The sequence below is a fragment of the Desulfosporosinus orientis DSM 765 genome, assembly GCF_000235605.1.
Classification (GTDB): Bacteria; Bacillota; Desulfitobacteriia; order Desulfitobacteriales; family Desulfitobacteriaceae; genus Desulfosporosinus; species Desulfosporosinus orientis.
The window spans coordinates 3,912,564-3,936,946 of record NC_016584.1; the positions used below are offsets into that span (position 1 = coordinate 3,912,564).

Below are 24,383 nucleotides of genomic sequence, written 5' to 3' on the forward strand. Positions count from 1 at the left end.
GAGACATCATGAATTATACAGACACCTTAAAAAGTGTAGACTTAGTACTGTCCACGGAAGAAGTCCCCTTAATCGTTGGGGAAAGCGGCATCGGCAAAACAGCCTTAGCCAGGGAAATCGCTGAGAAAAATCATTGGAGTTTAATTGTTATTAATGGGAATCTCCTTAAGGAAGGGGAAATCGGCGGCCTGCCTACCATCGAATCCTATGCAGGAGTTAATGGTACAGCCGACCCGGTGGAAAAGAAAGCAACGGTCTATGCCGTTCATCATAAGCTCAGGGAAATCGATGAAGAAATAGCTCAGGGCAAAACCGTTCTTTTGTTTATTGATGAGATCAATCGTTGTGAGCATACCGTCCAACAGGAACTGATGAATTTAATCTTAAATCGGGAAATCAACGGCTATGAGCTGCCTGAAAGGGTTAAAATCTTAGCAGCCATGAATCCTTCCAGCAAATACAGTTCAGACTTTGATTACCAAGTGGTAGATATGGACGCCGCCCAAGAAAATCGCTTTGTCTGGTTAACGATGGAGCCCGATTACCAGCAGTGGATAGGTTGGGCTATGGAGGCGGGAATTGAGGAAAAGGTGATTACCTTTATCTCCACTTTCCCCGAGTATTTGCATAAGATTAACGATGACGATCTGAGAGCCACCCCCAGAAGCTATGAGCGAATCTCCAGCAGTTATAAAATTTATAAGGAGAAGAAAGATTCCATCCCCCGGTCCATTTTTTTAAACGTTGTCAAAGGCAATGTGGGGAGATTAATCGCGGAAGAGTTTGTGAACTTTGTGGAATCTGATTATCCCGCACTCCTATCTTATGAAGAGGTTTTTTCAGGAGAATCACTGCCCGAATCCAGCAAAGAAAAAGTACAGAAAGAAAGCCATACCAGGCTTTATCTAGCCGCCAGGAATATTCTCAAAAACTTGGAATCAGCCTTGGTCAACCATGTTGATAATTATGCTTTTTATATGGACAGGCTGATTGAGTTTTTAAACTTATATCCTGTGGATTTAAAGATGGGGATCATGAAGGATATAAAAAACAGTTATCCCGAAGTTTACAAACTAGCTCTGGAAAATGACGCTTTTATTGAAGCATACTTTGAATCTTATCGTTTAATCAGGTGATAAGCTATGGAAACTTCTTTTGAGAACCAGGTTAAAGGGCTTTATGAAAAAACCGACGGTATCCTTTACGATTTTTTCACCGCCCAGCGCCAAAATAGTCAGGCCCAAGTTAATATCTCCCAGGAGTTTAAAGAAGAGTTTTTCAGCCTTGTGGATAAAGTAAGTTTAAGTCTTTTAACAGACAAGGATAATTTCTATGGTTATTTTTTGATGCAAATGGCCCGAGAGCTGCGCTTTGACATCAGCAGCCCGACGGCCGTGAATTTTAAAGGGGCTAAGTATGTTATCTATTTTAATCCCGTCATTTTTTTAGATCTTAATCTAAAGCAAATGGAAAGCACCATTAAACACGAAATCCTCCATATCTTATCCCTTCATTTAATCCGAGCCAAAGAATATGAGGGTACTTACAGCACCTTAGCCATTAATCTGGCCATGAATATTGTCGTTAATGCCTATTTAGATCATCTCCCCCCCTATTCTGTTACCTTAGAATGGGTCAACAGAAATTATTCCTTGAACCTCCTGCCCTATAAACCCTTTGAATATTATCTTGAGGAGATTCAAACCGCCCTGGACTTGCTGGAGGCGGATGAGAATGCCGCTGATGAACATGATACTGATGACCCTGATCCTGATCCGGAGGAAAGGATCGAAACGGAATATGATCCTGAAAAAGCCCATGACCTTTGGGCTGAGTCCAGCGATATGGATGAAAAAACCCTTCAGGAATTCACGGAAAAGTTTATTGCTGACGCCCAAAAAGGAAGCATTCCCAATTATTTAGAAAGCATGCTCTCAGCCCTGAAAAACAGTAAAGGTGAATTGCCTTGGAATTTATATCTCAAGCGGCTGATGGGAACAGTGGAGAGCAGTCCAAAGAAGACGATAACCCGAAGAAACCGCAGGCAGCCCCAGCGATTGGATATAAGAGGTCAGCTTAGGAGCCATAAAGCCAAGATAACGGTTGCCCTGGATATCAGCGGCAGCATTAGTGATCAGGAATTCAACCAAGCCATCAAAGAAGTCCTGGCTATTGTTAAAAATTATAATCATGAGATTACGATTGTCGAATGTGACAGTGAAATCCGACGAGTGTATAAGATCAAATCTGTGAAAGACATCAAAGAGCGAATTAATATCCGAGGAGGCACTAAATTCACTCCGGTTTTTGAATATGCCAATCATCATAAGGTTAATTTGTTAATCTATTTTACGGATGGCAAAGGGGAAGAAAAGCTTCTGACCATACCCAGAGGATATAAAACCTTATGGGTTATCACCGGAAAAGAAGATAAGCTTTCCTTAAAGAAAGCTTATGGGGCTGTTAAAAAACTTAAAAAGATTGAAATTAAAGATGACTCTTTAACTATGAACGATGTAAAACTAGAGGGATTTTCAATGCAAGACCAGGAAAGCCTGTACATTTGATGGCCTCTGGTCTCGACGTGCTGAACTTATTTTGTTATTTGCCAGCTAACATAATTAAGCTTATTTATCATTAAAGTGAGTGGTCGCTACACTCACTTTAATTAGTTTGGTTATGGTTTATTTCGAAAATCGATAGGACTAATGAATATTTTTGTCGGTCGGCTGTCTCAGGGTCAGATTTGACAACTTGACTATAGCCCATATTTAACAAAAAAATAAACTTGATAATCAATCAAATGGACCAACCTCATTATACAGTTTCATAAGATTGGAGAATGTAAATCAGCCTAGATCATGGATCTGAAGGTTAGCCCGGGTATTAACAATATTTACATTAAATAGAAGACCTTAATTTGGAGCAAGCTAAATCCTATTAAGGAGAGTGATTCTTGATGTTGAAGATGAAAGACTCTATTGTTGTTGGGCTTCTTGGAGGTTTATTAGGAACGATCTCCATGAATATATCGAATCTGTTAATTTTTAAGGCAGGAAAAACCGAAAAGTTATATGGACATATAGCTGGTGAATTATTCGTAGCTCCTTTCCGAACAAATCAAAGGAAGAATTTTATTTTAGGCCAAATAGCACATATAGGCATAGGTTCAATTTGGGGAATTCCTTTAACCTATCTTTTAAAGAAAACAGGCAAAGATTATTATCTGATTAAAGGCACTGTAATATCAACACTTTCTCTAGGAAGTATTATACTTGGACAAAAATTTTATGTCTTTAAAAAGTTCGGGCTGACTAAGACTTCTTACTCTGCCCTATGGAACCATCTTGTTTATGGGCTAGTTTCTGCACAGGCCATAGTTTCCTTAGCTGACCCAACTATTTTTGCCTCAGTGAATAAGAGTCATCAAAATAACGATAGACAGATTAAACCAGAGATCGGTTATCACTATACGGATGGGCTTTCGAATGAGCTGGATCAATCACAATTATATCACCTGGAATATTAATTTCAGTGTTGCCAGGCAAACGTGCCTGTTCTTTAAAGGATTCCATCTGCAAAGCAGCTTGGGCTGCTTCCTTCTTTGTTTTGACAGTTCTGGATAAAGTCAATACTCCATCCCAGTTTCTGAACAGTTGCAGGGCTGTTAATACCGTCTAAATTAGTATTAAGGCTTTTATCTCTAAGCCAAAGATTTATCTTCCGTTCTTGACCGAAGCATATTTGGGATGAACATAAAGTAGAATTACCCCGATTTTTAAAGAACGTACTTGATGGAGCATTTGTTCCAGTCTTAAACTCTTGGTGATTAGTTTGACAATATCTCGATCATCATCCACAACTAAGATTGTTTTCACTACAATGTTCACCATTCTTTCTGGATCACCAACACAAATTATAATTTTAAAACCATTTCAAATTGCCCAACATGATATTCAAATCCTGACTTAGCCAAAATACTGCTTGCCAAGCCCTTGCCCCGATTTTCTTTGTTTACAGCAAATTGAGTAATATCTCCTGTCTTATCGTCGATAATGCCATAACCGGCTATGGTATTGTCCAGATTTACTACTAAATATGTAAAAGTCTCCAAAACAACATCGATAGATGTTATGGAATTCTGCCAGGAAGGTTTATAATCCCAAAAACCTTTGATTTGTTCGAAGTCCACTCTCTTAACTTTTTCAACCTTCCAGGTTTCTCTCGGTAAAAATTCTTTCTTATTTAACTGGAAGCAGGATAATTCTCTTTGAATCTCTAAACCCCAAACCAATGGGTGCCGCAAAATTACTTTTTAGCAATTTTGCGGCACCCATTGGTTTGTAAGCTATTGTAATTGAGGCTTTGGGCATTATCCAATGTTGCTGTTAGGCAGTAGATGGCTAAAATTTTCAGCAAACTGCATGACAACGGTTTGTACTTCCGACAGCTTTTCTGGTTTTAGCAAAGCAATCATTTTGGGAAGAAACTGTACAATATCATCCTGTGTAAAATTACCTTCCATCAGCTTCTTAAAGCTTTCATCGAGTAATACTTTTGCTTCCTCTACCTTGTCGTCTTTTACTCTTTCTAAAATAAAACTTAAAAATTGTTCCTGTCCGTGATTCATACTAACCTCCATTAAGCTTGATAACATCACATAGTATATCACAAATTTAGTATATTCACAGCTTGTCATCTTCACTTGTGTGGTAATCGGACAATGACGTTTGTTCTACTACATTGAGAACAAATTACAGGATAATCAATTCATAATCTCGGCTGCCCATACCGATTTCTTCAGCATGACGCATTTGGATAGTACCGTCTATATAGGAGCGTAAACCTTTAAACTTATCCGCACCAGATTCATGATTGCAAGAAAGATGAGAGTCAGCGAAACCATGCTGTTTATTTACTAAATCATAACTTGCCTGATCAAGGGCTACCGGATCGGTGGATGCCAAGAAACCAATATCTGGAACAATAGGTGCATCGCTCCATGATGCACAATCACAATCGGGAGTGATATTTATGAGAAAGTTTATATAACCAATACGTTTCTCATGAGATTTGGCAAAGCCATATGCGTATTCGGCCATCCGTTCAAGAAAAGCTTCTAAGTCTGTCTGCCAGTCGATCCCGTTGGCCTTTACTGGGCAAACGGTTAGACACTCACCACAGCCAATACATTTATCCAAGTTAATATTAGCCTTCTCACTCATAGTTATGGCCTGCTCAGGACAAACTTCGCTGCACTCACCGCAGCCAATACATTTATCTTCATCAACTATAATCTTGGTACCATGCTGCTCCTTTTTACCGACCGCTGGTGCTCCTCCCATGGCAAGATTTTTTATTGCCCCACCGAAGCCACCCATCTCATGCCCCTTAAAGTGAGATAAGACAATGACACTGTCAGCATTAACAATATCTTTGGCTAGTTTTACTTTCTTGAAGTGTTTTTTATCAATCTCTACCTCAGTAATATTATCACTGCGCAGTCCATCAGCTATGATAACCGGCGCACCTGTAACCGTAAAATCAAATCCATGCTCCAGTGCGGTCAATAGATGATCAACGGAGTTATGCCGGCTTCCGCCATAGAGTGTATTAGTATCCGTTAGAAAAGGTTTAGCACCCTTTTCCTTAATCTTATCCGCCACTTGACGAACAAAAAGAGGGCTAATAAAACCATCACTTCCACGTTCCCCGAAGTGCAGTTTGATAGCGGTTAGGTCATCTTTCTCAATAAACTCACTAAAACCAGCCTGTTCAAATAAGTTTCTTATTTTGCTGATCTTATTACCCTTATCTGTTCTCGTTCTCAGATTGACAAAATATACTTTGCTGGACATTTTTCTTTCCCCTCTCAATAGTTAAAGTTGTATCACATTCCTTGACACTTTTCAGTTTAATTACCCATAAAAATTAAGTCTCTATTCTTCTTAGTTCCTTTTCTTTTTCAACTACAGACTTTTCATAGACATCAATCTTATAATCCAGGCGTTCCAGGGTTTTCTTCATGTCGTCCATTTTTGCTGTGAGCTGTTTTCGCTGCTCGATTAAGAGCTCTTTTCTTGCCTTAATGGTTTCATCACCTTGTTGAAAAAGGGTTACATACTCAATCAATACCTCAATGGGAAGACCTGCTCCTCGCATGCATTTGATAAATTCGACCCACTTGCAGTCTTCCTCCGTATAATCCCTGACCCCGCTTTTTTTACGGTTCACATGAGGTATTAGTCCGATACGCTCATAATAACGAAGTGTATCCTGAGGAATTTCAAATTTATCACTTACTTCTGTAATCGTCATAGGTTTTCACCTCCCAATATACCATATTAATACTTGGAGTTAACTCCAAGTCAAGCATTTTTTTATCTTTTAACCGTTAAATGAAAAGGTAAATTCGTGATGGCAGTAGTTAATTCGTGTTTCATGATGTTAGTCTTGCACTAGTTTTTGATACAATGGATAGGCAGTGGATTCCTCCTCACCCGAGGAGGTCATTATGGCTAACATGAATTATGATGGTAAACACTTAACAACGACCCAACGTATTAAGATCGAAAAGGGATTACTGGATGGGGAATCCTTGGCTTCTATTGCCAGAAGAATTGCCAAGCACCCCAGTACAGTGGCTAAGGAAATCAGGAAATACCGCTACTTTCCCGATCGGGAAACTCCTTCAAAAAAGCTTCCCTGCCTTCTTAAAAAGAACTGTCAGATCCGCTTTCTCTGTGACAAAAAAGATTGTGTCAAACTCTGCAAAACCTGTTATGATCCCTCCCGTGAAGCGGACTGTCAGGAAATCTGCCCCGATTATACAGCCACCGTCTGCCCTAAAATTCAGAAGGCTCCTTATGTCTGTAATGGGTGCCCTAAGTTTAAACGCTGTTCGCTTCAGCATGCCCTCTATTCTGCCCAGCGGGCCGATGAGGCATCCCAGGATCTTTTAGTTTCCTGCCGCAACGGGATTAACCAGTCTCCGGCTGACATCGCCCTGCTCGATGACCTCATTTCTCCTTTGTTAAAACAGGGGCAATCTCTAGCCCACATTTATGCCCATCACGGCCATGAAATCCCCTGCTGCCGCAGAACGCTTTACAATTACATCGATCAAGGGGTCTTTACCGCCAGGAATATCGATTTGAGACGACGAGTCCGTTACAAATGCAAGGAACGCAAGCAAGGAACCCGAGTGAGCCTCGCGGCCAGGGAATTCCGAATCAATCGCACTTATGATGATTTCTGTGCCCTGATGAAAAAGGCCCCTTCCTCTTCAGTGGTGGAGATGGACACCGTGGAAGGCGGGCGCGGGAATAGTAAGCAGGCCTTTTTAACCCTGTTTTTCCGAAACTGTTCCCTGATGCTGATCTTTGTTCTCGCCGAAAAAACTCAGGAATGCGTTACTGAAGTCTTTGATACGCTTTCGGAAAAGCTGGGGGTCCCAACCTTCCAGGACCTTTTCCCGCTCATCCTTACCGATAACGGAACTGAATTTCAGAACCCTCAACGATTGGAATGCAATCGTCACGGGGCAAGCCGGACCCGGATCTTTTACTGTAATCCAAACAGTTCCTGGCAGAAAGGAATGCTTGAGAAGAACCATGAATACCTGCGCTATGTCATTCCCAAGGGGCAGAGTCTGGATGCTTACGACCAGAACGATGCTACTCTGTTAATGAACCACATCAACAGTGAAGCAAGAGACAGCCTGAACGGCTGCACTCCGTTCAGGCTGTCTCTTTTGCTTTTAAATCCTAAGTTGCATGATCTTCTGAAACTGGTTCAAATTCCTCCGGATGAGGTCACTCTAAAACAATCGCTCTTGAAATAACACTCATCTCGCGGGGGAATCCACTGCCGAATTTAGTCCTGCACGACAACGACATGTGGAATTTAGTTTTGCACACTGTTTCAGATGTCTGTTTCTCATGGGAAAAACAGAGATAAGATCTCTTTAGTGGCATTATACAGCCTATTTCTACTCCTGTAAAGCAAAATGAGTTGACCTTAGCCTTGCATCTTCAATGCTTTGGCAGAATCGAGAATTTACCTTTTCATTTAACGTTTTATCTTTTAAACGTTAAATGAAAAGGTAAATTCGTAGATATTATGGAAAGACAGTGGATTCGATTAATTTCTGCAATAATATTTTTCGATATTTCCATTTAAAGAGCTTTTAGTGATAAAATGGGTCGTGAGGTGAACTTCGTGTCAATTTACCGATGGTGTGTTCGCAATAAACTTTTATTGTTTATAATAACCTTATTAACGTTACCGGTGTTGCTGTCCGGCTATATGTTGTACAACGTAAATTATGCGGAACAATTTTTAGTCCAGCACCAACGGGATAAACTAAATGTATTAGTTGACAGGTTAGATACTACACTGAGTTCTAAAATAACTACGATGTCCACTGAATCGACAGATCTTAATAAAGACCAAATTCGTTTAATCTTGAAGAATTTTATTGCTACAAACACCAGCGAATTTCCGGAATTAGAAGTCGGCTTTTATTCTTACAACCTGCACACGATTGTGGTCAACGGAACAGGGGGTTTTTACCTTGGCCGGAGATTTGTAACACTGGGTGAACAAACCAACGGACAAATTAGCAAAGATGCAGAAAAGCAATTTATGGATATGACGGAACGACGCACTGGAACAATTATCGAGATCAGTAAACCAGTGGTGCGTGACGGCAAATTTGAAGGTGTGATTTGGGGAATTGAAAACCTTAATCTTACCGGCATTCAAGAACAAATTGACAGGGAAAAGCAAATAGCTTATCTGGTCATAGGCATTGCGTTACTTTTGGGACTGGGAGGCTCAGTACTATTAATACGAAATTTTATCGCCGGTGTCCATGATATTAAGGCCGGTTTACATGCTTTGGAGTCAGACTTAAACAATAACCTTCAGAAAAAGTCAGGTGAATTTGGTGAAATTATTGCAGCGATCAACCATTTAGCTTCTAAATTGAGAAAAACACAAAGTCTCAATGAAATAATTATAACATCCATCAGTGATGCTGTTGTGGCCATCGACAATAAGGGATTGGTAATCATGGCTAATCCGGCTTCTCACCAGATGTTAGGACTCCATACCTGCTGCTTGGATTGCCCGGTAGATCAAGGCTTTCCCAGCGGCTCCCCTTTTCCAGGAATACTTTGGAACACCCTGAAAGAGGGTCCTTTAATTAAGGAAAAAAAATATTCCTTAGTTAATGCAGACCAGGAAACTCGGGAACTATTGGTTAATACCTCCCATTTAATCAATGGCAGGTCGGGCGTCATCGGCACAATGCTCCATTGTATCGATATAACTGAAAGTACCCGTTTGCAGCAAAAAAACCAACTGCAGGAAAGACTGGCCGCTCTGGGGAAATTGGTTGCCGGTGTAGCCCATGAAATTAGAAACCCGTTAACCTCAATTAGTGGTTATGTTGAATACCTGGAAAAAGCAAAAAATCCCTCAGCCCGCTCCTGGGGCAATATTAAAAGGGAAATTAACAGGTTAAACATGCTTCTGGAAAGGCTTCTTTTATTTGCCCGTCCGGCAGACACACGCTTTGCTCCCGGTGATATTAATTCATTGTTGGAAGTGTCATTGCAGATATTAATTGAACTAAATCAGGATAATGTAGGCATTGTCCGGGAATTCACCCCCCATCTGCCTCTGGCTAGCATGGATTCGGAGCAGATGGAGCAAGTGATCAAAAATATCATCTATAATGCTTACCAGGCTATGCCTAATGGCGGTCAGTTAACCATACGCACAGGCATCTGTGATGGCTTGCTCTATATGGAATTTACGGATACAGGTGTTGGAATTGCCGCTGATGAAATTCCACTTTTATTTGATCCGTTTTTTACCACCCGGGCTAAAGGAAGCGGACTTGGCTTGACAATAGCTTATGAAATAGTTAAAGCCCATGAAGGAAGCATTGAAGTGAACAGTGAACCCGGTAAAGGTACAACGTTCACAGTATTTTTGCATCGTTATTCCCCGGAAGAAAACGGATAGTTTCCACAACCGCCGGCAGTGAAGCTAACCTAGCAGATTATTTGAAAAGGGACATGATTATTGCGGCTTTGATGGAGGTATTCTAATGAACAAAAAATTAGTGCTGGTCGTCGACGATGAACAGATAGTTTTGGAAATGTTGGAAGATACTTTAACAGACAATGGTTACCTTGTGGAAAAATCATCAAATGGTATCGATACCCTTAGCAAAATTAAGCATCTGCATCCGGATGTGGTTTTATTGGATAACCGCATGCCCGAGTTAAGCGGCATGGAAGTACTGAAATTCATCAAGCAAACCGGGGATGACATTCCGGTAATATTAATGACCGCCTATAGCAGTACGGACGTAACCATTCAAGCTATGAAATTAGGTGCCTATAACTATATTGTAAAACCCTTCAAATTAAATGATTTATTAGCAATTATAGAAAAAGCCACTAACCGGGAACATTCCGATATAGCGACAGTAAAGACTTCTCCTGCCCAAAATGAACCCGAGAAGTCTTTAATCGGACAATCCTTAAAAATGCAGGAGATTTATAAAATTATTGGCCGGGTGGTAGACACTAACGTGACTGTGCTTATTCAGGGTGAAAGCGGTACAGGCAAGGAACTGGTTGCCCGTGCTATACATGACAACAGCAACAGGCTGAATTATCCCTATATCAAAATTAATTGTGCCGCTATTCCGGAAAACCTGCTGGAGACAGAATTGTTCGGTTATGAAAAAGGAGCTTTCACCGGCGCTGAAACCCGTAAACTGGGTAAATTCGAAATTGCTAATAAGGGTACGATTTTTTTGGACGAAATCGGAGAAATGAAGCCGTCTATCCAAGCTAAAATATTACGCGTATTACAGGAAAAAGAATACGAACGGGTCGGAAGCAATGAAACAAAAAAAGTTGATGTGCGTATCGTAGCCGCAACGAACCAAGATCTGCGCAAAGAGGTCGAAGAAGGTCGTTTTCGTGAAGATCTTTTTTACCGCTTAAATGTCGTGTCCATTTTCGTCCCCCCGCTGCGGGAGAGAACAGAGGATATCCCGGAATTAATTGCTTCCATTATTGAAAAAAGCAATAATAAGTGGAATAAAAAAGTACAAGGAGTAACCCAAGAAGCAATCCAAAAGCTGCAGAAATATCGTTGGCCGGGTAATGTGCGAGAACTGCAGAATGTATGCGAACGGATGGTGCTCATGTCCACTGGTCAAGTAATTACCGTTGAAGATTTACCTTTTAATATCCTAAACGGAGAAAAAGGGATCGATTTTGGTGCTTACACTGGCCACAAGTCTTTAAAAGGGATACTTGAAGATGTGGAACAACAGATTATTCTCAAAGCATTAGAGGAAAATAACTGGAACCGTACCATCACTGCTAATCAGTTGGATATTAGCCGCCGTACGCTTTATGAAAAAATCAAACAGTTTGGTTTTGAAGAATAAGAACTTTGGTATAACAAAATTCAATGGTGAAGATTTTATATATAAATTTAAATGTGCAGCTGACAGTGACTTGGGAAGATTTCTGCTCACACGTGGGGGTTTCCTTCACTGCCGGCGATTTTGTTGAATACAGCAGTTTATATAGGTATTTTCTATAGCTGCTATTAATCGAACGGGAGTTTTTTGCCTGGTTATGAAATTAACTAAAAAACGATTAAGCTTGTAAACCCTGATATAAACAGGACTTCAGCGGGAAAGTCCTGTTTTTTTATTTGGCATGGAAATTGCACTAATTAGCACTAGTACTAGTACAAAGAAAAGGCAAAGAAAAAATCTTAGGAGAGGAAAAAAGTTATTCCCGATTTTTGAAAGGAGGATTATAATGCATACCCCAAGCATCCAAGAAAAAAAATCTCAATCCAAAGTTAACGTTAAGTTATGTGGTTTTATATTCCTAATAGCTATATTGTTATTTAGCTTAGGCATCAATTTTTTAAAAACCGATGTTTTTACTCATTACTATAATCCTGACCGCCATCAGATTGTGGAACAGGATAAAGATACGATGACCATCTATGCCTGGAAAGACTCAGCCGGTAATATTTATACCCCAAGCGACTCAGAAGTTGAATACTTTCCCTATGGAATATCAGCTTTGATCATAGCATTACTCATATCAGGTACGGTTACCTATAGCTTACTAACCCGAAAAAATAGAAACGTTGTTTTTGATAAAGACATTTTACTAAGAAACTAATCATTGAAGTTTCATTGCGACATAGGAGGTTTAATATGCATATATTTTTTCCTATAGCCGGAATGCCCGTATCGATATTTATGTTTTTAGGTTTGGGCGGTATGGTAGGATTAATATCAGGACTGTTTGGTGTAGGCGGAGGATTTCTCCTTACTCCCCTTTTAATGATGGCGGGGGTATCACCGGCTGTTGCTACAGCCAGTGATACTAATCAGATCGTTGCAGCCACAGCCTCGGGAACCTTAGCTCACAGCAGAAATGGGAATGTGGATTTTAAACTGGGATTTTTCATTCTCGTTGGCGGGCTGCTGGGCGGCACCTATGGCACCACACTGGTCAGCTTACTGAGAAGTATGGGGAATTTTGATTTTGTTGTAAAAATTTTATATGTTGTTATGCTAGGCATTGTTGGTTCCTTTATGTTTTTTGAAAGTGTTAACTCCTTGCGTAAAAACAAGACAAACCAAGGAGCTGAAGCCAATAGAAAACCCGCCTTGTCTTGGTTAATGCAGAATTTACCTTTGAAAATGAGCTTTAAGGTTTCTAACATAGAATGTTCAATTGTAACTTTGTTCATAGTAGGAATTTTAATCGGCATTATATGCGCCTTGCTGGGTATCGGCGGCGGGTTTATTATGGTACCAGTTATGTATTATATGCTCGGCTTGCCAATGTTTATTGCCATTGGCACCAATCTGTTTTTGGAAGTTTTTGATACCATTAATATTACGGTTGCTCAGGGAACAGTCAATCATTCTGTAGATTTGTTGTTAGCCATGGTGCTGCTGGTTGGTTCATCTCTGGGAGCGCAGGTGGGGGCCAGAGTGGGAAGATTATTTAAAGGCGAGCAATTAAGGGTAGTCTTTGCCCTTATTGTACTGGCCGTCATGGTAAAAATGCTGTTTATGCTCTTTGCTGCTCCAGCTTCACTAATCACTCTTTCGGGAGGGCACTGATGATAAAACTAAAAATGCGGTCAAGCCTTATTGCAACGTTTGTGATAATATTCATATTCATGGTCACGAATCAAGCCTGGGCCTCTGAATTAACCTTAAAGACCAATATCAGTGAAATCAATATCGGAATGACCTTTAATGGCGCCGAGTTGAAAATTACCGGTGATGCACCTGAAAACGACGATATTTACCTAAAGCTTAGTTCCTCTCCGGAAACCGTTGTTTCCCTGGATAAGAAATCCAAGGTCGGACCTTTTTGGCTTAATTCAGAGCATTATGACGTGAAAAATATGCCCCGCTTTTATCAAGTATGGTCTTCTGCTCCTTTAGCCAATTTAACTCCGGCACTGAGTAAGCAAATAGGCATCGATTCTGATTTCAATGCTGTCAAAGACGACGCTTCAGTCGTTTCCAGAAAGGACGGACAAGAAACTGTCGTCTCCGGCGCTACAGCCACAGAATTCATCAATGGCTTGGTTGATATTTATCGGAAAAGCAGCGCCTACAGCATTAATAATGGTCAGTTAAACATTGACCAGGGAAACTATTCCGTCGCAATAACCCTTCCGGCAACAATGCCCAAAAGCGATATAACGATTCAGGCCTATGCTGTCCGTAATGGAATTTTGTTAGGAAGCACAAAGCAAGAGGTTAAAGTGAATACCGTAGGCTTAATTGATTGGTTTTGCACCACCGCTGCTCTTAATGGTCCCATGTATGGAGCAATTGCTGCTATTGTTGCCTTGATTTGTGGTCTGGGGCTTGGGCAAATCTTTCATTTCGTTAGTACTCTGGGAACAAGGAAGAAACATCATCTCAATGGTATGTAAGCCTGGGATTAACTATAAGTAAATAAAACTCCAATCATCATGCGTTGGTGAGAGAATCGTCTCTCAACCAACGTATTTTTTTTGCCACTTAGACTTGCCTTGCCTCTTCCATCTAAATAACTCCTTGAAATTTCTTGCAATTTTTATCCTTTTCCAGACATAATAAGGTTAGGAAGTTGGAAAGGATGATTTTCATGATTGTTGTTACAACAGAAAATTTACCGGGTAAAAAAGTAGCAGAAGTTAAAGGTCAAGTCTTTGGGCTGGTTGTTCGATCTCGCGGGATCGGCAAAGATATTATGGCCGGGCTCAGAGGGCTGGTAGGCGGAGAGATTATGGAATATACAGAGATGATTGAAGACGCCCGAAGGCAAGCTATTGACCGCATGGTTAAAAACGCCAGCCTCATGGGCGCTAACGCTGTTGTTATGATGCGCTTCGACAGCTCTGCGATTATGAACAATATGTCCGAAATTGTGGCCTATGGAACCGCTGTCGTTATTGAGGATTGAATATGAAATATGTTTTATTTTTTTATGGATTCCTAATTCTATTGCTTATTTTTATTGGTATCATCTCCTGGAAATTCTATGACAAACGCAAAGGCAATTACAAGAAAGTTCCTGAAGGTTTTCTAAAAACTGATGAGGTTTTTATCGATCCTACCACAAATAAGACGTTAAGAGTTTACTATAACAAAGAAAATGGAAAACGGATTCATGTTGAAGAATAGGTCCCTTCGGGTAAGTATGCGTTACATACGCTTGTTTTCATGATAGAGCATGGTCAAATACCATGTTTTTGACTTCCCTTAATTGTACATAACAGATTCACTGACAACTACTGTCAGTGAATCTATCATAATTGATAATATTCCTTTAATTCCGATGCAATAGAAACAAGCTTCTTCTTTAAACTCTGCGGTTCAATCACTTTAATAGCCTTTCCGTAAGATAGAAGGAAATAAGGTACATATGCATGAAGTGATCTTTCGTCCAGTAAAAAAATCGCTTGATTTAACGTACGCTCTTTCAGGTAATGACCCAAAAACCAATGAATGCACAAATCATCCAAAGCTTCTGACCGACCACTAATAATTAACGAAACCACCCCATCCTTACTTTCAAAATCCGGTAAAAGACTTTGTGAAAAAAATTTCCTGGCAGAAAAAGCTTCCGGCCTTTTAAACATTATTTGCGTCCGCTGTATCCGAAAAATTCGTTCAGCCCGAAAAATTCTGATTTCGTTTCGAAGATGGCAAAATCCAACCGTATACCATTTATTGTTCCAATAGAGCATTCCATAAGGATCAATCACTCTTGGCCGGGGTTGTTCTTCATGGCTTGTCCGATATTCAATCTCTACAGAATTTTCGTTTGCTACAAGCCCACTCCAGCTCTTCCAAGGTCTGTTTAAAGACTCACTGAAAGGGTATCCCGCTTCGTTTGCAAATACGGCCGCATGAAGCAATGCTTTTTGTTCTTCAATATTGAACAATAATGGCACATGGATAAAATTGTTCAGTAAACTATATCCACCGTTCTGCCCTGCATCTGATACAATCGGTACCCCGCTTGCGCAGAGTGAATCAGTATAACGATAAACGGTTCGTATATTTATCTCTAGTTTTTCCGCTATTTGCTTAGCAGTTATTGTATAAAAATCCTCTACTGAGATATTTCAATGCATTCAAGCGGACTAGGCTCATAATAAAGCTTTCAAATCCCTGAGCATACTTAGTTGGTAAAAATTCAATAATCTCAGACTCTGCTAAGTTTATTTCTAACTAAAAAAGAATACCGGCTCCTTTCGCTCTTTATACAGTTTATTTAGTCGCATTGCTGCGTCTTTAACTGGACCGGTTTTAATCGTTCTGGCATTTAGTGGACAGTTCTTGATGCAGGCACAACACGTGATACATTTTTTCGTATCAATCAAATTACAATTTTCTGAATCGATAGCCCCAACAGGACACCCCTCTGCACAAATTCCGCATTGCGTACACTTAGTACTAATTGCTATAAAATCAACACTCCATAGATCTGTTATTCCTCCATAGGGATAGTTGCCCGGTACGCTTATATTAGAAATGTAATCGATTGATGAAATAGATAGTAGTTTTTCATTTATTTTGCGCCCGAATAATTCTGCGTGATTTAAGTCACTTACATCTGGACGGCCTTCGGCAATTGGCGTTTTGGAACTTGAAAAGGAGTGTTCTCCAACGAATGCCGCACAGGCTATCGGCTTACATCCACGTTCTAACAAAATATCTTTAAGCTCAAGTAATGCATCATCATATACACGATTGCCATAAACAACAATACATACAGCAGGTGTATTACGAGCTTTAATCGCATGGAGCCATTCACTTAAAAGTGCAGGCACTCTTCCCATATAAACTGGCACAGCAACAAGAAGCAACTCGTTTTCCGATGTTTGTAATTGTTGCTTTCTGGCATCTGGTTTAGTTATATCGATTAACTCCACAGTGCTATGATTAATTCCGCGCGCAACACCTTGAATAATCGCCTTTGTTGTCCCTGTAGGTGAAAAACAAACAAGTTTTAGTGATATAACATTCATTTGATATCCTCCCCCGAATCAGTAGATATTCTTAAGTAAGCATTTTTTGTTTACCTTACTCAAGTTTTTCTAGAATTATAATAATACAATGCTTATAATCTTAATAGGAGCGAAATTATACTAGTATAATTTGTAACAGGCAGGATTGATGATGCAAAGCACAGAATTTAATCTATGGTGGCCTTTACATGAAATCCAAAGTAATAGCGAGAAATACAGTCAAATGAGGTAAAGCTTAATCAGATGTCACTAATTGATGAATTATACAATCGCCGTGCTGGCCTTGATTTTTTGGATAGGATGATAAAAATTGCCCAGAGGACTAACGAACCACTTACGATTGGCTTTGTTGATGTAGATAAAGATATAATTGAATGTTGGTGATAAAGTGAAAAAGTGCATTGTAGTAACTGGAATAGTTGAATAAAATAAACTTAGGAGGATTTTTATGACTATTCCAGATAAAAAAATATATCCGCGAACCAATGACTTTGAAACAGTATATTTAAAAGGTGTAATTACAAATTCAAATATCATAGTTGGCGATTACACTATGTATAATGATTTTGTTTCTGACCCCACGAAATTTGAAAAGAATAATGTGCTGTATCAATATCCTATCAATAAAGACAGATTAATTATAGGCAAGTTTTGTTCCATAGCCTGTGGAGCAAAGTTTCTTTTTACTAGTGCCAATCACACTCTTAAATCAATTTCTACTTATCCATTTCCAATATTCTTTGAAAAATGGAATTTGGGTAAAGAACATGTTATGTCTGCATGGGATAATAAGGGGGACATTGTAATTGGTAATGATGTTTGGATAGGATATGAAGCAGTTATATTATCCGGCGTTCATATTGGTGACGGTGCAATCATAGGAACAAGAGCAGTTGTAACAAAGGATATTCCTCCATATACAGTTGTTGGTGGTATTCCCGCAAAAGAAATTAAAAAGCGTTTTGATGAAGAAACCATTTATAAATTACAACAGATACAATGGTGGAATTGGTCTTTTGATAAGATACAGCAATTTTTACCCTATATCATGAATGGGGAAGTTGATAATCTATATCTTTCAATAACTTAACATCAAATGACAAAATAGGAAGCAGACAATTTCTGCTTCTTATTTTCTGTGACCCATCGCTAGTATTTGCAACTCAATACTAGCTTGTTCCTTCTTCCTGACAACTAAGCTCTCTAGCTATCGAATATATGTGGAAGCCGGTGCTTTTCTTGGTCTACGTTGGAGCTTCCAATTAAAAGTACCGGCATTGAACAAAAATCTGTATGCTTAATTTAACCACAAATACAGCGTGTACTCCTTATCCACGTAACAAAACTAATCCTTGCCGACAACTATATTCCACATTAACGGCGAAACATGCCGAAAAGTGAATAATGGCAAAAAATAACCCTGCACTTCAGTAATGTAGGGAGCATGTTAATACCTATAATTAAATTAGAATTTCATCCCACACAAGCACATCCCTTAACTACCACAGTTACCTCCTTTAGCAAACTAGAGTTACGACCTTCCCCTTATCTTAGAATGGACGGGGTGAATGATTTTTCTAATTGGTCGTTATCGTTTATACTAACAAAGCTAATTTATCTTATAGGGAAAAGAACACAGACGTTTGTCCCGCTAGAACTTGAATTGATGAGAATCTTGGCATTGTGATTCTCTACAATTTTATAACAAGTTGCCAAACCTAATCCAGTCCCATAATCTTTAGTTGTAAAGAAAGGCGTTCCTAACTTGTTAAGGTATTCTGGTGGAATGCCACTCCCCTCATCCTCGATCTGAAGAACTACCCTCTTACCCTCTAAACAAGTTCTAATAGTAAGGTATCCTCTTTCTTCCATCGCCTCAAATCCATTGCGTGTTAAATTAAGAACTAGTTGGGAGATTTCTTTTTCATTTAATTCTACGTTAGGAATCACCTCTGGAATGAAACAAATCTGTTTATTTTGGGTGAAGGCGTCCGCCTCTATGAGTGGGTATAAATTACTAATAATGTCGTTAAGATTTTTCGATTTTAGTTCTACTTTTTTTATTTGTGCCAACGAGAGAAACTCCGCGATAATCTCATTAGCACGGTCCAGCTCCGAGATCATAAGGTCGAAGGTTGCTTTCTCCGCCCTATAATCAGCTTTTACGCCCAACAACTGGAGATATCCACGTACCGTGGTCATAGGATTTCTAATCTCATGTCCTATACTGGCCGCAATTTGTCCTATCAAGTTCATTCTTTCGAGCTTCGAAACTTCCTTTTCGTAATTCCTTAATTCGGTTACATCATTGGCTACACTTAAAATACACTTTTGACCATTAAAATCTATTATTTCAGCTGAAAATAGACCTACGCGTATACACCCATCTTTTGTTCGAAAACTAGCTTCTATGTTCTTTAGGGTTCCTTGATTAATAAGCAATTTTGATACTCTAACTCGAGTTGGGATATCGAAAATGTTAAGTTCAACTGAAGTCCGACCAACTACTTCTTCGGCTGAAAAACCTGTTGTTTCCTCAAAACATTTATTCACTTTGATATAACAGCCGTCCGAAATAGTGCTGATAGCCATTAAACAAGGACTTGCATGGAATGCTTTATCCAATAGCTCATTTTCTTTTTCAACTGAATTATTTATCATCAGATCACTCCGATTCTACTTGTTGAAAATTCCTAATTAGGGAGCACCAAAAACATGCTGCTATCTAGTTCTACATAAATAGCAAGTCTACTTTGACAATTATACATTTTGCTTTAATTGTAACTCAAAGTATAACAGAAATTTGTCGCATTAAATTGCATTCTTGATAGAACCTTTAAAACTAAAAAAGTCTTCCCCCAGCTGGACGACCTTTTTTACGAATGGCTCTACCCTTATTTCGATTATCCGTCGGCGAGTTAATGTTGCTGAGATCTGTGAACGAGAAGCCAATTTGTTCGCTGCCAATTTGCTTATTGATAACTATGGCTTTTTAGACTGTGTCAGCATGAAGCACAGCTCAGCACAAATTGCCTCAGCGTTTGAATACCCATGAAGAGGTTGCTATCATAAAAGGAATCATTCTGAATAGGTAAGGTTATAATCTCAACATACCGTATCTGCCGAGTTCGACGTATTTGGGAAAGAAATAAGAGATGCGGAAAGGATGGTTTCGTCAAGATGCAGTTTTAATTTAGTTGGGCTCGAACTACCATCAGGGTTTTAATAGCACACAACAGGAGTATAGACATCAATGTTATTAAATACTGCCTGAGCTACGTTGTAGGGCATATTGATGCAGCCATGTGAACCATTGATCATATAGATATTTCCTCCAAAGGCACTCCTCCAATTAGCATCGTGTAACCCTATCCCTCCATTAAAGGGCATCCAATAGCTAACAGGCACGGCGTAATCATCTCCCCTTAAGATCGCATTCCTTTGCTTATATTTCAACCGGTAAACCCCTTTCGGGGTAGAATGACCGGCACTCACATTGCCTGAAACTACACTTCCCTCAACGATCAGCGAACCATTTTTATAAAACCATACATGCTGCTTAGACAAGTCTATTTCTACATAGGTATTTCCAATATCATTATTTTCATTAGGAAGGACAAAGGCTTTCTGACTATAGGTCGGTTCCTTCGTAATCGTTTGACCTCGTTTAACTGCTAATATTAAATCTTCTGTTTCCCTCGCTGTGTCAATGGCCCAGCCATAATCGCCACCGCCTACAGCAACCGTAGTTCCGGATGATGTTATAAAACTTCGTGTTTTACCCACAGTACTGTGCGTTTTTGATAGTTCATTAATATATTCTTTGACCTTATTCTCATCCAATTGAACTTCATAGTTCTCGTCCAATGTTAGCCATTGATTAATAATCGAGCCATCCAAAGATGCCCTACCCTCTCCAAATGTGTAGGTGATCTTTGCTGAAGCATATTTGTTAAGAAGTTCTTTATTTTTGGCAACTTCCTCCGATTGACAGGTATACTTTGGCCTGATATAAGCTCCGGAAGATTCTAAGTCTAATTCTGATAGCCCCATATGTATAGCCTTAGCTACTTGGGAAAATAATACATCCTTATTCACCTTGTTCCCAAGGACCTCATTTACGATCACATAACCCTTATCCGTATACAGAAAGCTTGGGTTTTTAGGTTCTACAACATGGCTTGAATCAAAACAAGTCAGTCGGTCGATTCGATCCTTTAGGAATTTATCGTCAAAAGAAAGTTCGATTGTTTTTTGGGATTTCTTCGAGTTAAAAATAGCTGCAACCCAATTAAACGGATTCTGGCCTTCCTTAAAATATCGGATTTCATCCTCTAAATTAAACGCTAAACCGACTTCAGCGGCTTTTATACGTTCACTTTTGCCATCTCGCTCTTTCAGGTTTAATGTATAATCCTGAAGCTGAGACCTTAATGTCGATATCGCTGCGGCAACAGTTTTTCCTGAGACATCGATATTATTGATCTTTGAGCCTAAATAAAAATGGTTCATAAAATAAATCGTCATTCCAAAATAGACAAGAAACAAAACACCTAGGAAAATGACCGTTGTTACGACCTTTTTATGCTTAAATAAGGGTTTAAAATGTATTTTCAGTACCTCGAACTTTGATTCCTTGGCCTTCGCTTCCTTTTGGTTTTCCTGTATTCCTTCCTCGATTTTATCTTTTGTCTCTTCGTATGTCTTCTCTTTCAGTTCCCCCTTTAATTCCTCCAACACTTTTTTGCATTCTTCTTTTGTTCCCTCTTCTATTGACTTTTCCATCACCTTTCGAAATTCTTCGTCCGTATCCTCCACCCCTTTTAAAACAGAGTATTTTACTTTAGATACTATGGACAGCTTTGAATTAACCTTCATTTATTCTATGAATGGACATTCTCAGTTTAAGACTACGTTTTGCTATTAAATTAACATCACATAAAATTAACCCTCAGAATCTTTTAGCCCTGTGACAGGGACAAACTTCGATTAAAAAATTAAAGCCAGGAAATCCCATGGCTACTTCACTTTTAGTATCCGGTAGTAATCATCACCTCTGGCCTTCACTGGTGGATGTTGAGATACGTACAGGAATCGCTTTGATCCCTGCAAATCCCCAATATCCCATTCACCGCTTGATGCACTTGTTCTTTTTTAATAAAAGATTAACCGCCCAGATTTAACCAGGCGGCTCTTCCATACCTATATAATTGGTAACCCAATTTATATGTATTGTTATGACGATTCATAAACAACCACAACTAGCATTACGTAATAAGTAACAAATTTCCTATTTCTTATCTTCCAAAACACCAGGCCCAGAATGATTGGCAATAACAACTTAATTACCAATAATCCTGCAGGGCTTTTATTGATTATCAACTGCATCACGGGATTTGCCGTTTAACAATCCTGTGATGAGCAAATACTCACGGTTAATTTTTCTATTGACAATATTAATCAAATGGGACAATTAATTGGACGGTTTTTATTCCAGCATCGGCAGGCACTTCCCTTTTACTGGAAAAATCGCCTTCCTTATCATATTCCCATCTGAGAGTCATATTCGTATCCACCGTTTCTCCGGAGCTTTTCTTCTCCTTGTACAAAAATGCGTCGAAAATATTCTGTCCCATATGCATGTCATAAGCATGTTTAAAATTCTTTTCACAATAATCAAAAGCCTTTTGAGCAGGTTCTCCAACTTTGAAGTCATAATTAAAGACATATTTGTCCGAAGCTATTGTTATGACGTCCGGAGTTTTGCCTTCCGGCAGCTTTTCTGTATCATAAAAGAAGTCAAATGTAATGCCCTCGTATTTCAGGGAGGAACAATATGTAAAATAACCGTTATCTTGCTCGGTTTCAAAGGTGTAGCCCTCCCCAAGCTTATTTATGATTTCGTCCTTGGTCATAAGAGCCGACAGCACAATTTGAGAGGCTGCCATTTCCTCCTTGATCTCAGCCCTCAGCTCTTCTTCTGTTTTTTGACTTGCCGTCTGCTTGCCGGATGAACATCCTGCCAGCATTGTGAATGCCAATACTACGACTAATAAAGCACTAAATATTCTTTTCATAGCATCCTCCTTGGTTAACTATAATTTTCATTTCGAACACCATTAGGTATTTAAAGTTTGTCATCGTTTGTCATCATCTTTACTGTGAAATATTTCGCTTTCACATTGACAACAACATCATAAATGCTCTATCCACCATTAATCACGGTAATGATGCCAACTGCCAGCATTAAGATGCCTGTAACAATCATCCCATATAAAATACGCATTCTGGATTTATCACCTTTTACAATAAAAAAATCTGGTTTTTCTCTGCTGTATACGATATCGATTTCTGTGCCAACAGCATATTTTTTATTGGTTGAACCTTCTTGCTCACGTGCATGAATCACTTGGCCATCCGGAAGGCAATATTCAACCGCCATTGTGTACATAGTCCTGATGTGACTTGCCGAAGGATCTATATAGTTATAATAGTTTACTACCGTTGCATGGGTCGTTACAGGATCTTTAAATAATCTCTTTTCACGCTTCAATAAAAGCAAACCCAGAACCATTATAATCAGTCCGATAGCTGAAAAGATCAATAAATCATTCATCACATACCCCTTTTTCCAGTGAAGTCTAATTCAATAATACTTTTTAATCATGAAAAATCGATGCAATCAAGAATAAGACCGTCACTTTTCATGTTGCTTTCACTCCTTTATCTTTTTTATAAATCATATCGCTCTGCTTAATGGATGAAAATCACCCAGCGGGTGATTTATCAACAGATTCACTATCTCCTCATTCGTCTTTTACGGTGTTGTTCAATCATGGGAAGATGAAACGGGCATAATTCATTATGCTGATACACAAACACACTTGGTCAAAATCTCTGGCCACTATAAGAAATTACACATAAATTTTTTCCCTAAGATATCACCCGTTGGGTGATAGTATACATGTTTCTTATAATATATTATCAAAATGTCATGAAATGATCACATTCATGACATACAACGCGTAATGGCTGATTTTAGATTTAAATCAGCTTACAAAGGAGGTTTAATTTATGAACAAACGGTTCTACATACGGTTCGTGGCCTTGCTGATGGTATTTGTTTGTACAGTTATTTTGATGCCGGTTACCACAACCGCGGGAACTGACGGCAATGCGACACTTGTAAAGAGCTACAACAAGGATGGAAAATTCTCCATGGTCATCGATTTGACCACTCCGGACAATGGATTCGCAACTTTTGAAATTTTTTTAACAGATGCAAATGGTAACGTATATACACGTTGGAATAACATATCATCGAGCTACACCTCCGGTACCAGACAGTATACATTTTCAAGAAGTTATGCCAATACGCCTGAAGGTCAGTACAAAATGAACGTAGTAGCCACGAATGCATATGGAAATTCAAAGAACTTCTCTTGGGTAGTGAATCACAAGAAAACTATCATTATAGCTTTCAAAGATACTTACAAAGTCAAAAACGCGGACGGCACCTACAGTCAGCAATTCAACTTCACGTCTGTCAACGGGAAGGGCAAGACGTTTCACGTTGAACTCTATACGAACGACGGAAAATTCATTAAATCGTTCAGCTATACAGCTTCATCTGATAACAGTAACTGGTGGGCTAAATGGAATTATTACCCGGATAAGGGTGTTAAAATGAAGAGCGGCAGCTACATACTCAAGTATTGGGTAGATGGCGGAAATCCAAAGCAAACAACCATCACGATATCTATATAAAGGAG

At 39.3% G+C, this 24,383-nt stretch carries 26 protein-coding genes; 14 read left to right on the top strand and 12 right to left on the bottom strand.

Going from position 1 to position 24,383, the window contains the following annotated elements:
• The first annotated feature begins 8 nt into the window (after positions 1–8).
• The 3 genes from DESOR_RS18305 to DESOR_RS18315 all read left to right on the top strand — a co-directional run bounded on the left by DESOR_RS18305 (position 9) and on the right by DESOR_RS18315 (position 3,529).
• Complete coding sequence (locus DESOR_RS18305) at positions 9–1,136, top strand: ATP-binding protein (RefSeq protein WP_014186069.1); 1,128 nt, start codon at positions 9–11, stop codon at positions 1,134–1,136.
• A 6-nt stretch (positions 1,137–1,142) separates the two neighbouring features.
• Positions 1,143–2,567 carry a vWA domain-containing protein gene (locus DESOR_RS18310; protein WP_014186070.1) on the top strand — a complete coding sequence of 475 codons (1,425 nt, stop codon included), beginning with the start codon at positions 1,143–1,145 and terminating at the stop codon, positions 2,565–2,567.
• 392 nt (positions 2,568–2,959) lie between these two features.
• Positions 2,960–3,529: a hypothetical protein gene (locus DESOR_RS18315; protein WP_014186071.1), complete on the top strand. Its 570-nt coding sequence runs from the start codon at positions 2,960–2,962 to the stop codon at positions 3,527–3,529.
• A gap of 187 nt (positions 3,530–3,716) precedes the next feature.
• Here DESOR_RS18315 and DESOR_RS30385 read toward each other — a convergent pair whose 3' ends face one another.
• The 5 genes from DESOR_RS30385 to DESOR_RS18335 form a co-directional block, all read right to left on the bottom strand.
• Positions 3,717–3,878 carry a hypothetical protein gene (locus tag DESOR_RS30385; protein ID WP_242832354.1) on the bottom strand — a complete coding sequence of 54 codons (162 nt, stop codon included), beginning with the start codon at positions 3,876–3,878 and terminating at the stop codon, positions 3,717–3,719.
• A gap of 38 nt (positions 3,879–3,916) precedes the next feature.
• On the bottom strand, positions 3,917–4,192 hold the full coding sequence (locus tag DESOR_RS18320; protein WP_158309050.1) for a GNAT family N-acetyltransferase: 276 nt from the start codon (positions 4,190–4,192) through the stop codon (positions 3,917–3,919).
• A gap of 180 nt (positions 4,193–4,372) precedes the next feature.
• The gene (locus DESOR_RS18325; RefSeq protein ID WP_014186072.1) at positions 4,373–4,630 is read right to left on the bottom strand and encodes a hypothetical protein; all 258 of its coding nucleotides are present in this window, start codon (positions 4,628–4,630) and stop codon (positions 4,373–4,375) included.
• Between the two features lie 124 nt (positions 4,631–4,754).
• Positions 4,755–5,858 (bottom strand): DUF362 domain-containing protein, encoded by a 1,104-nt coding sequence (locus tag DESOR_RS18330; protein WP_014186073.1) that lies wholly within the window; start codon positions 5,856–5,858, stop codon positions 4,755–4,757.
• A gap of 73 nt (positions 5,859–5,931) precedes the next feature.
• Positions 5,932–6,318 carry a MerR family transcriptional regulator gene (locus tag DESOR_RS18335; RefSeq protein ID WP_014186074.1) on the bottom strand — a complete coding sequence of 129 codons (387 nt, stop codon included), beginning with the start codon at positions 6,316–6,318 and terminating at the stop codon, positions 5,932–5,934.
• A 196-nt stretch (positions 6,319–6,514) separates the two neighbouring features.
• On the opposite strand from DESOR_RS18335, the gene DESOR_RS18340 reads away from it, so the two are divergent.
• The 8 genes from DESOR_RS18340 (at position 6,515) to DESOR_RS18375 (ending at position 14,758) form a co-directional block, all read left to right on the top strand.
• Positions 6,515–7,843: an IS30 family transposase gene (locus DESOR_RS18340; RefSeq protein ID WP_014184973.1), complete on the top strand. Its 1,329-nt coding sequence runs from the start codon at positions 6,515–6,517 to the stop codon at positions 7,841–7,843.
• 377 nt (positions 7,844–8,220) lie between these two features.
• Entirely contained in the window at positions 8,221–10,035 is a 1,815-nt protein-coding gene (locus DESOR_RS18345; protein WP_014186075.1) for an ATP-binding protein, read from the top strand.
• Positions 10,036–10,120: 85 nt separating this feature from the next.
• Entirely contained in the window at positions 10,121–11,482 is a 1,362-nt protein-coding gene (locus tag DESOR_RS18350) for a sigma-54-dependent transcriptional regulator (RefSeq protein WP_014186076.1), read from the top strand.
• 277 nt (positions 11,483–11,759) lie between these two features.
• Entirely contained in the window at positions 11,760–12,239 is a 480-nt protein-coding gene (locus tag DESOR_RS18355) for a hypothetical protein (protein WP_158309051.1), read from the top strand.
• 35 nt (positions 12,240–12,274) lie between these two features.
• Complete coding sequence (locus DESOR_RS18360; protein WP_014186078.1) at positions 12,275–13,195, top strand: sulfite exporter TauE/SafE family protein; 921 nt, start codon at positions 12,275–12,277, stop codon at positions 13,193–13,195.
• Positions 13,195–14,025 (top strand): TIGR02186 family protein, encoded by an 831-nt coding sequence (locus DESOR_RS18365; protein WP_014186079.1) that lies wholly within the window; start codon positions 13,195–13,197, stop codon positions 14,023–14,025. Before DESOR_RS18360 ends, DESOR_RS18365 begins: the two co-directional genes overlap by 1 nt.
• Before the next feature lie 194 nt (positions 14,026–14,219).
• Positions 14,220–14,537 (top strand): YbjQ family protein, encoded by a 318-nt coding sequence (locus DESOR_RS18370; protein ID WP_014186080.1) that lies wholly within the window; start codon positions 14,220–14,222, stop codon positions 14,535–14,537.
• Between the two features lie 2 nt (positions 14,538–14,539).
• Positions 14,540–14,758 (top strand): hypothetical protein, encoded by a 219-nt coding sequence (locus tag DESOR_RS18375; protein WP_014186081.1) that lies wholly within the window; start codon positions 14,540–14,542, stop codon positions 14,756–14,758.
• Positions 14,759–14,883: 125 nt separating this feature from the next.
• Here DESOR_RS18375 and DESOR_RS18380 read toward each other — a convergent pair whose 3' ends face one another.
• Together DESOR_RS18380 and DESOR_RS18385 are read right to left on the bottom strand one after the other, a co-directional pair.
• Complete coding sequence (locus tag DESOR_RS18380) at positions 14,884–15,702, bottom strand: helix-turn-helix transcriptional regulator (protein WP_042331397.1); 819 nt, start codon at positions 15,700–15,702, stop codon at positions 14,884–14,886.
• Between the two features lie 105 nt (positions 15,703–15,807).
• Positions 15,808–16,611 carry an EFR1 family ferrodoxin gene (locus DESOR_RS18385; RefSeq protein WP_014186082.1) on the bottom strand — a complete coding sequence of 268 codons (804 nt, stop codon included), beginning with the start codon at positions 16,609–16,611 and terminating at the stop codon, positions 15,808–15,810.
• Positions 16,612–17,059: 448 nt separating this feature from the next.
• On the opposite strand from DESOR_RS18385, the gene DESOR_RS18390 reads away from it, so the two are divergent.
• Complete coding sequence (locus DESOR_RS18390) at positions 17,060–17,701, top strand: CatB-related O-acetyltransferase (RefSeq protein WP_014186083.1); 642 nt, start codon at positions 17,060–17,062, stop codon at positions 17,699–17,701.
• A gap of 524 nt (positions 17,702–18,225) precedes the next feature.
• On the opposite strand, the gene DESOR_RS18395 is transcribed toward DESOR_RS18390, so the two are convergent.
• A complete protein-coding gene (locus DESOR_RS18395; protein ID WP_014186084.1) occupies positions 18,226–19,272 on the bottom strand; it encodes a two-component system sensor histidine kinase NtrB in 1,047 nt (348 codons plus the stop codon).
• Between the two features lie 163 nt (positions 19,273–19,435).
• Here DESOR_RS18395 and DESOR_RS29005 point away from each other — a divergent pair, with 163 nt between their 5' ends.
• Positions 19,436–19,666: a M78 family metallopeptidase domain-containing protein gene (locus DESOR_RS29005; protein ID WP_148265292.1), complete on the top strand. Its 231-nt coding sequence runs from the start codon at positions 19,436–19,438 to the stop codon at positions 19,664–19,666.
• Positions 19,667–19,833: 167 nt separating this feature from the next.
• Here the strand turns inward: DESOR_RS29005 and DESOR_RS18400 are convergent, their stop codons facing one another.
• The 4 genes from DESOR_RS18400 to DESOR_RS18410 form a co-directional block, all read right to left on the bottom strand.
• Entirely contained in the window at positions 19,834–21,489 is a 1,656-nt protein-coding gene (locus tag DESOR_RS18400; RefSeq protein ID WP_014186085.1) for a L,D-transpeptidase family protein, read from the bottom strand.
• 357 nt (positions 21,490–21,846) lie between these two features.
• On the bottom strand, positions 21,847–21,999 hold the full coding sequence (locus DESOR_RS31055) for a DUF5658 family protein (protein WP_427854247.1): 153 nt from the start codon (positions 21,997–21,999) through the stop codon (positions 21,847–21,849).
• Positions 22,000–22,067: 68 nt separating this feature from the next.
• Positions 22,068–22,688 carry a hypothetical protein gene (locus tag DESOR_RS18405; RefSeq protein ID WP_014186087.1) on the bottom strand — a complete coding sequence of 207 codons (621 nt, stop codon included), beginning with the start codon at positions 22,686–22,688 and terminating at the stop codon, positions 22,068–22,070.
• Between the two features lie 128 nt (positions 22,689–22,816).
• Entirely contained in the window at positions 22,817–23,227 is a 411-nt protein-coding gene (locus tag DESOR_RS18410) for a DUF3592 domain-containing protein (RefSeq protein WP_014186088.1), read from the bottom strand.
• 458 nt (positions 23,228–23,685) lie between these two features.
• Between DESOR_RS18410 and DESOR_RS18415 the strand changes: the two genes are divergently transcribed.
• Positions 23,686–24,378 carry a hypothetical protein gene (locus DESOR_RS18415; RefSeq protein ID WP_014186089.1) on the top strand — a complete coding sequence of 231 codons (693 nt, stop codon included), beginning with the start codon at positions 23,686–23,688 and terminating at the stop codon, positions 24,376–24,378.
• The last annotated feature ends 5 nt before the right edge of the window (positions 24,379–24,383 follow it).

Excerpts from the sequence above, each read along its gene's own strand:
- DESOR_RS18335 (WP_014186074.1), bottom strand. The coding sequence starts at position 6,318 with ATGACGATTACAGAAGTAAGTGATAAATTTGAAATTCCTCAGGATACA.
- DESOR_RS18305 (WP_014186069.1), top strand. The coding sequence starts at position 9 with ATGAATTATACAGACACCTTAAAAAGTGTAGACTTAGTACTGTCCACG.
- DESOR_RS18350 (WP_014186076.1), top strand. The coding sequence starts at position 10,121 with ATGAACAAAAAATTAGTGCTGGTCGTCGACGATGAACAGATAGTTTTG.
- DESOR_RS18405 (WP_014186087.1), bottom strand. The coding sequence starts at position 22,688 with ATGAAAAGAATATTTAGTGCTTTATTAGTCGTAGTATTGGCATTCACA.
- DESOR_RS18365 (WP_014186079.1), top strand. The coding sequence starts at position 13,195 with ATGATAAAACTAAAAATGCGGTCAAGCCTTATTGCAACGTTTGTGATA.
- DESOR_RS18330 (WP_014186073.1), bottom strand. The coding sequence starts at position 5,858 with ATGTCCAGCAAAGTATATTTTGTCAATCTGAGAACGAGAACAGATAAG.
- DESOR_RS18400 (WP_014186085.1), bottom strand. The coding sequence starts at position 21,489 with ATGAAGGTTAATTCAAAGCTGTCCATAGTATCTAAAGTAAAATACTCT.
- DESOR_RS18340 (WP_014184973.1), top strand. The coding sequence starts at position 6,515 with ATGGCTAACATGAATTATGATGGTAAACACTTAACAACGACCCAACGT.
- DESOR_RS18325 (WP_014186072.1), bottom strand. The coding sequence starts at position 4,630 with ATGAATCACGGACAGGAACAATTTTTAAGTTTTATTTTAGAAAGAGTA.
- DESOR_RS18360 (WP_014186078.1), top strand. The coding sequence starts at position 12,275 with ATGCATATATTTTTTCCTATAGCCGGAATGCCCGTATCGATATTTATG.
- DESOR_RS18410 (WP_014186088.1), bottom strand. The coding sequence starts at position 23,227 with ATGAATGATTTATTGATCTTTTCAGCTATCGGACTGATTATAATGGTT.
- DESOR_RS18415 (WP_014186089.1), top strand. The coding sequence starts at position 23,686 with ATGAACAAACGGTTCTACATACGGTTCGTGGCCTTGCTGATGGTATTT.
- DESOR_RS18315 (WP_014186071.1), top strand. The coding sequence starts at position 2,960 with ATGTTGAAGATGAAAGACTCTATTGTTGTTGGGCTTCTTGGAGGTTTA.
- DESOR_RS18375 (WP_014186081.1), top strand. The coding sequence starts at position 14,540 with ATGAAATATGTTTTATTTTTTTATGGATTCCTAATTCTATTGCTTATT.
- DESOR_RS18370 (WP_014186080.1), top strand. The coding sequence starts at position 14,220 with ATGATTGTTGTTACAACAGAAAATTTACCGGGTAAAAAAGTAGCAGAA.
- DESOR_RS18395 (WP_014186084.1), bottom strand. The coding sequence starts at position 19,272 with ATGATAAATAATTCAGTTGAAAAAGAAAATGAGCTATTGGATAAAGCA.
- DESOR_RS18390 (WP_014186083.1), top strand. The coding sequence starts at position 17,060 with ATGACTATTCCAGATAAAAAAATATATCCGCGAACCAATGACTTTGAA.
- DESOR_RS18355 (WP_158309051.1), top strand. The coding sequence starts at position 11,760 with ATGGAAATTGCACTAATTAGCACTAGTACTAGTACAAAGAAAAGGCAA.
- DESOR_RS18385 (WP_014186082.1), bottom strand. The coding sequence starts at position 16,611 with ATGAATGTTATATCACTAAAACTTGTTTGTTTTTCACCTACAGGGACA.
- DESOR_RS18310 (WP_014186070.1), top strand. The coding sequence starts at position 1,143 with ATGGAAACTTCTTTTGAGAACCAGGTTAAAGGGCTTTATGAAAAAACC.
- DESOR_RS31055 (WP_427854247.1), bottom strand. The coding sequence starts at position 21,999 with ATGCAGTTGATAATCAATAAAAGCCCTGCAGGATTATTGGTAATTAAG.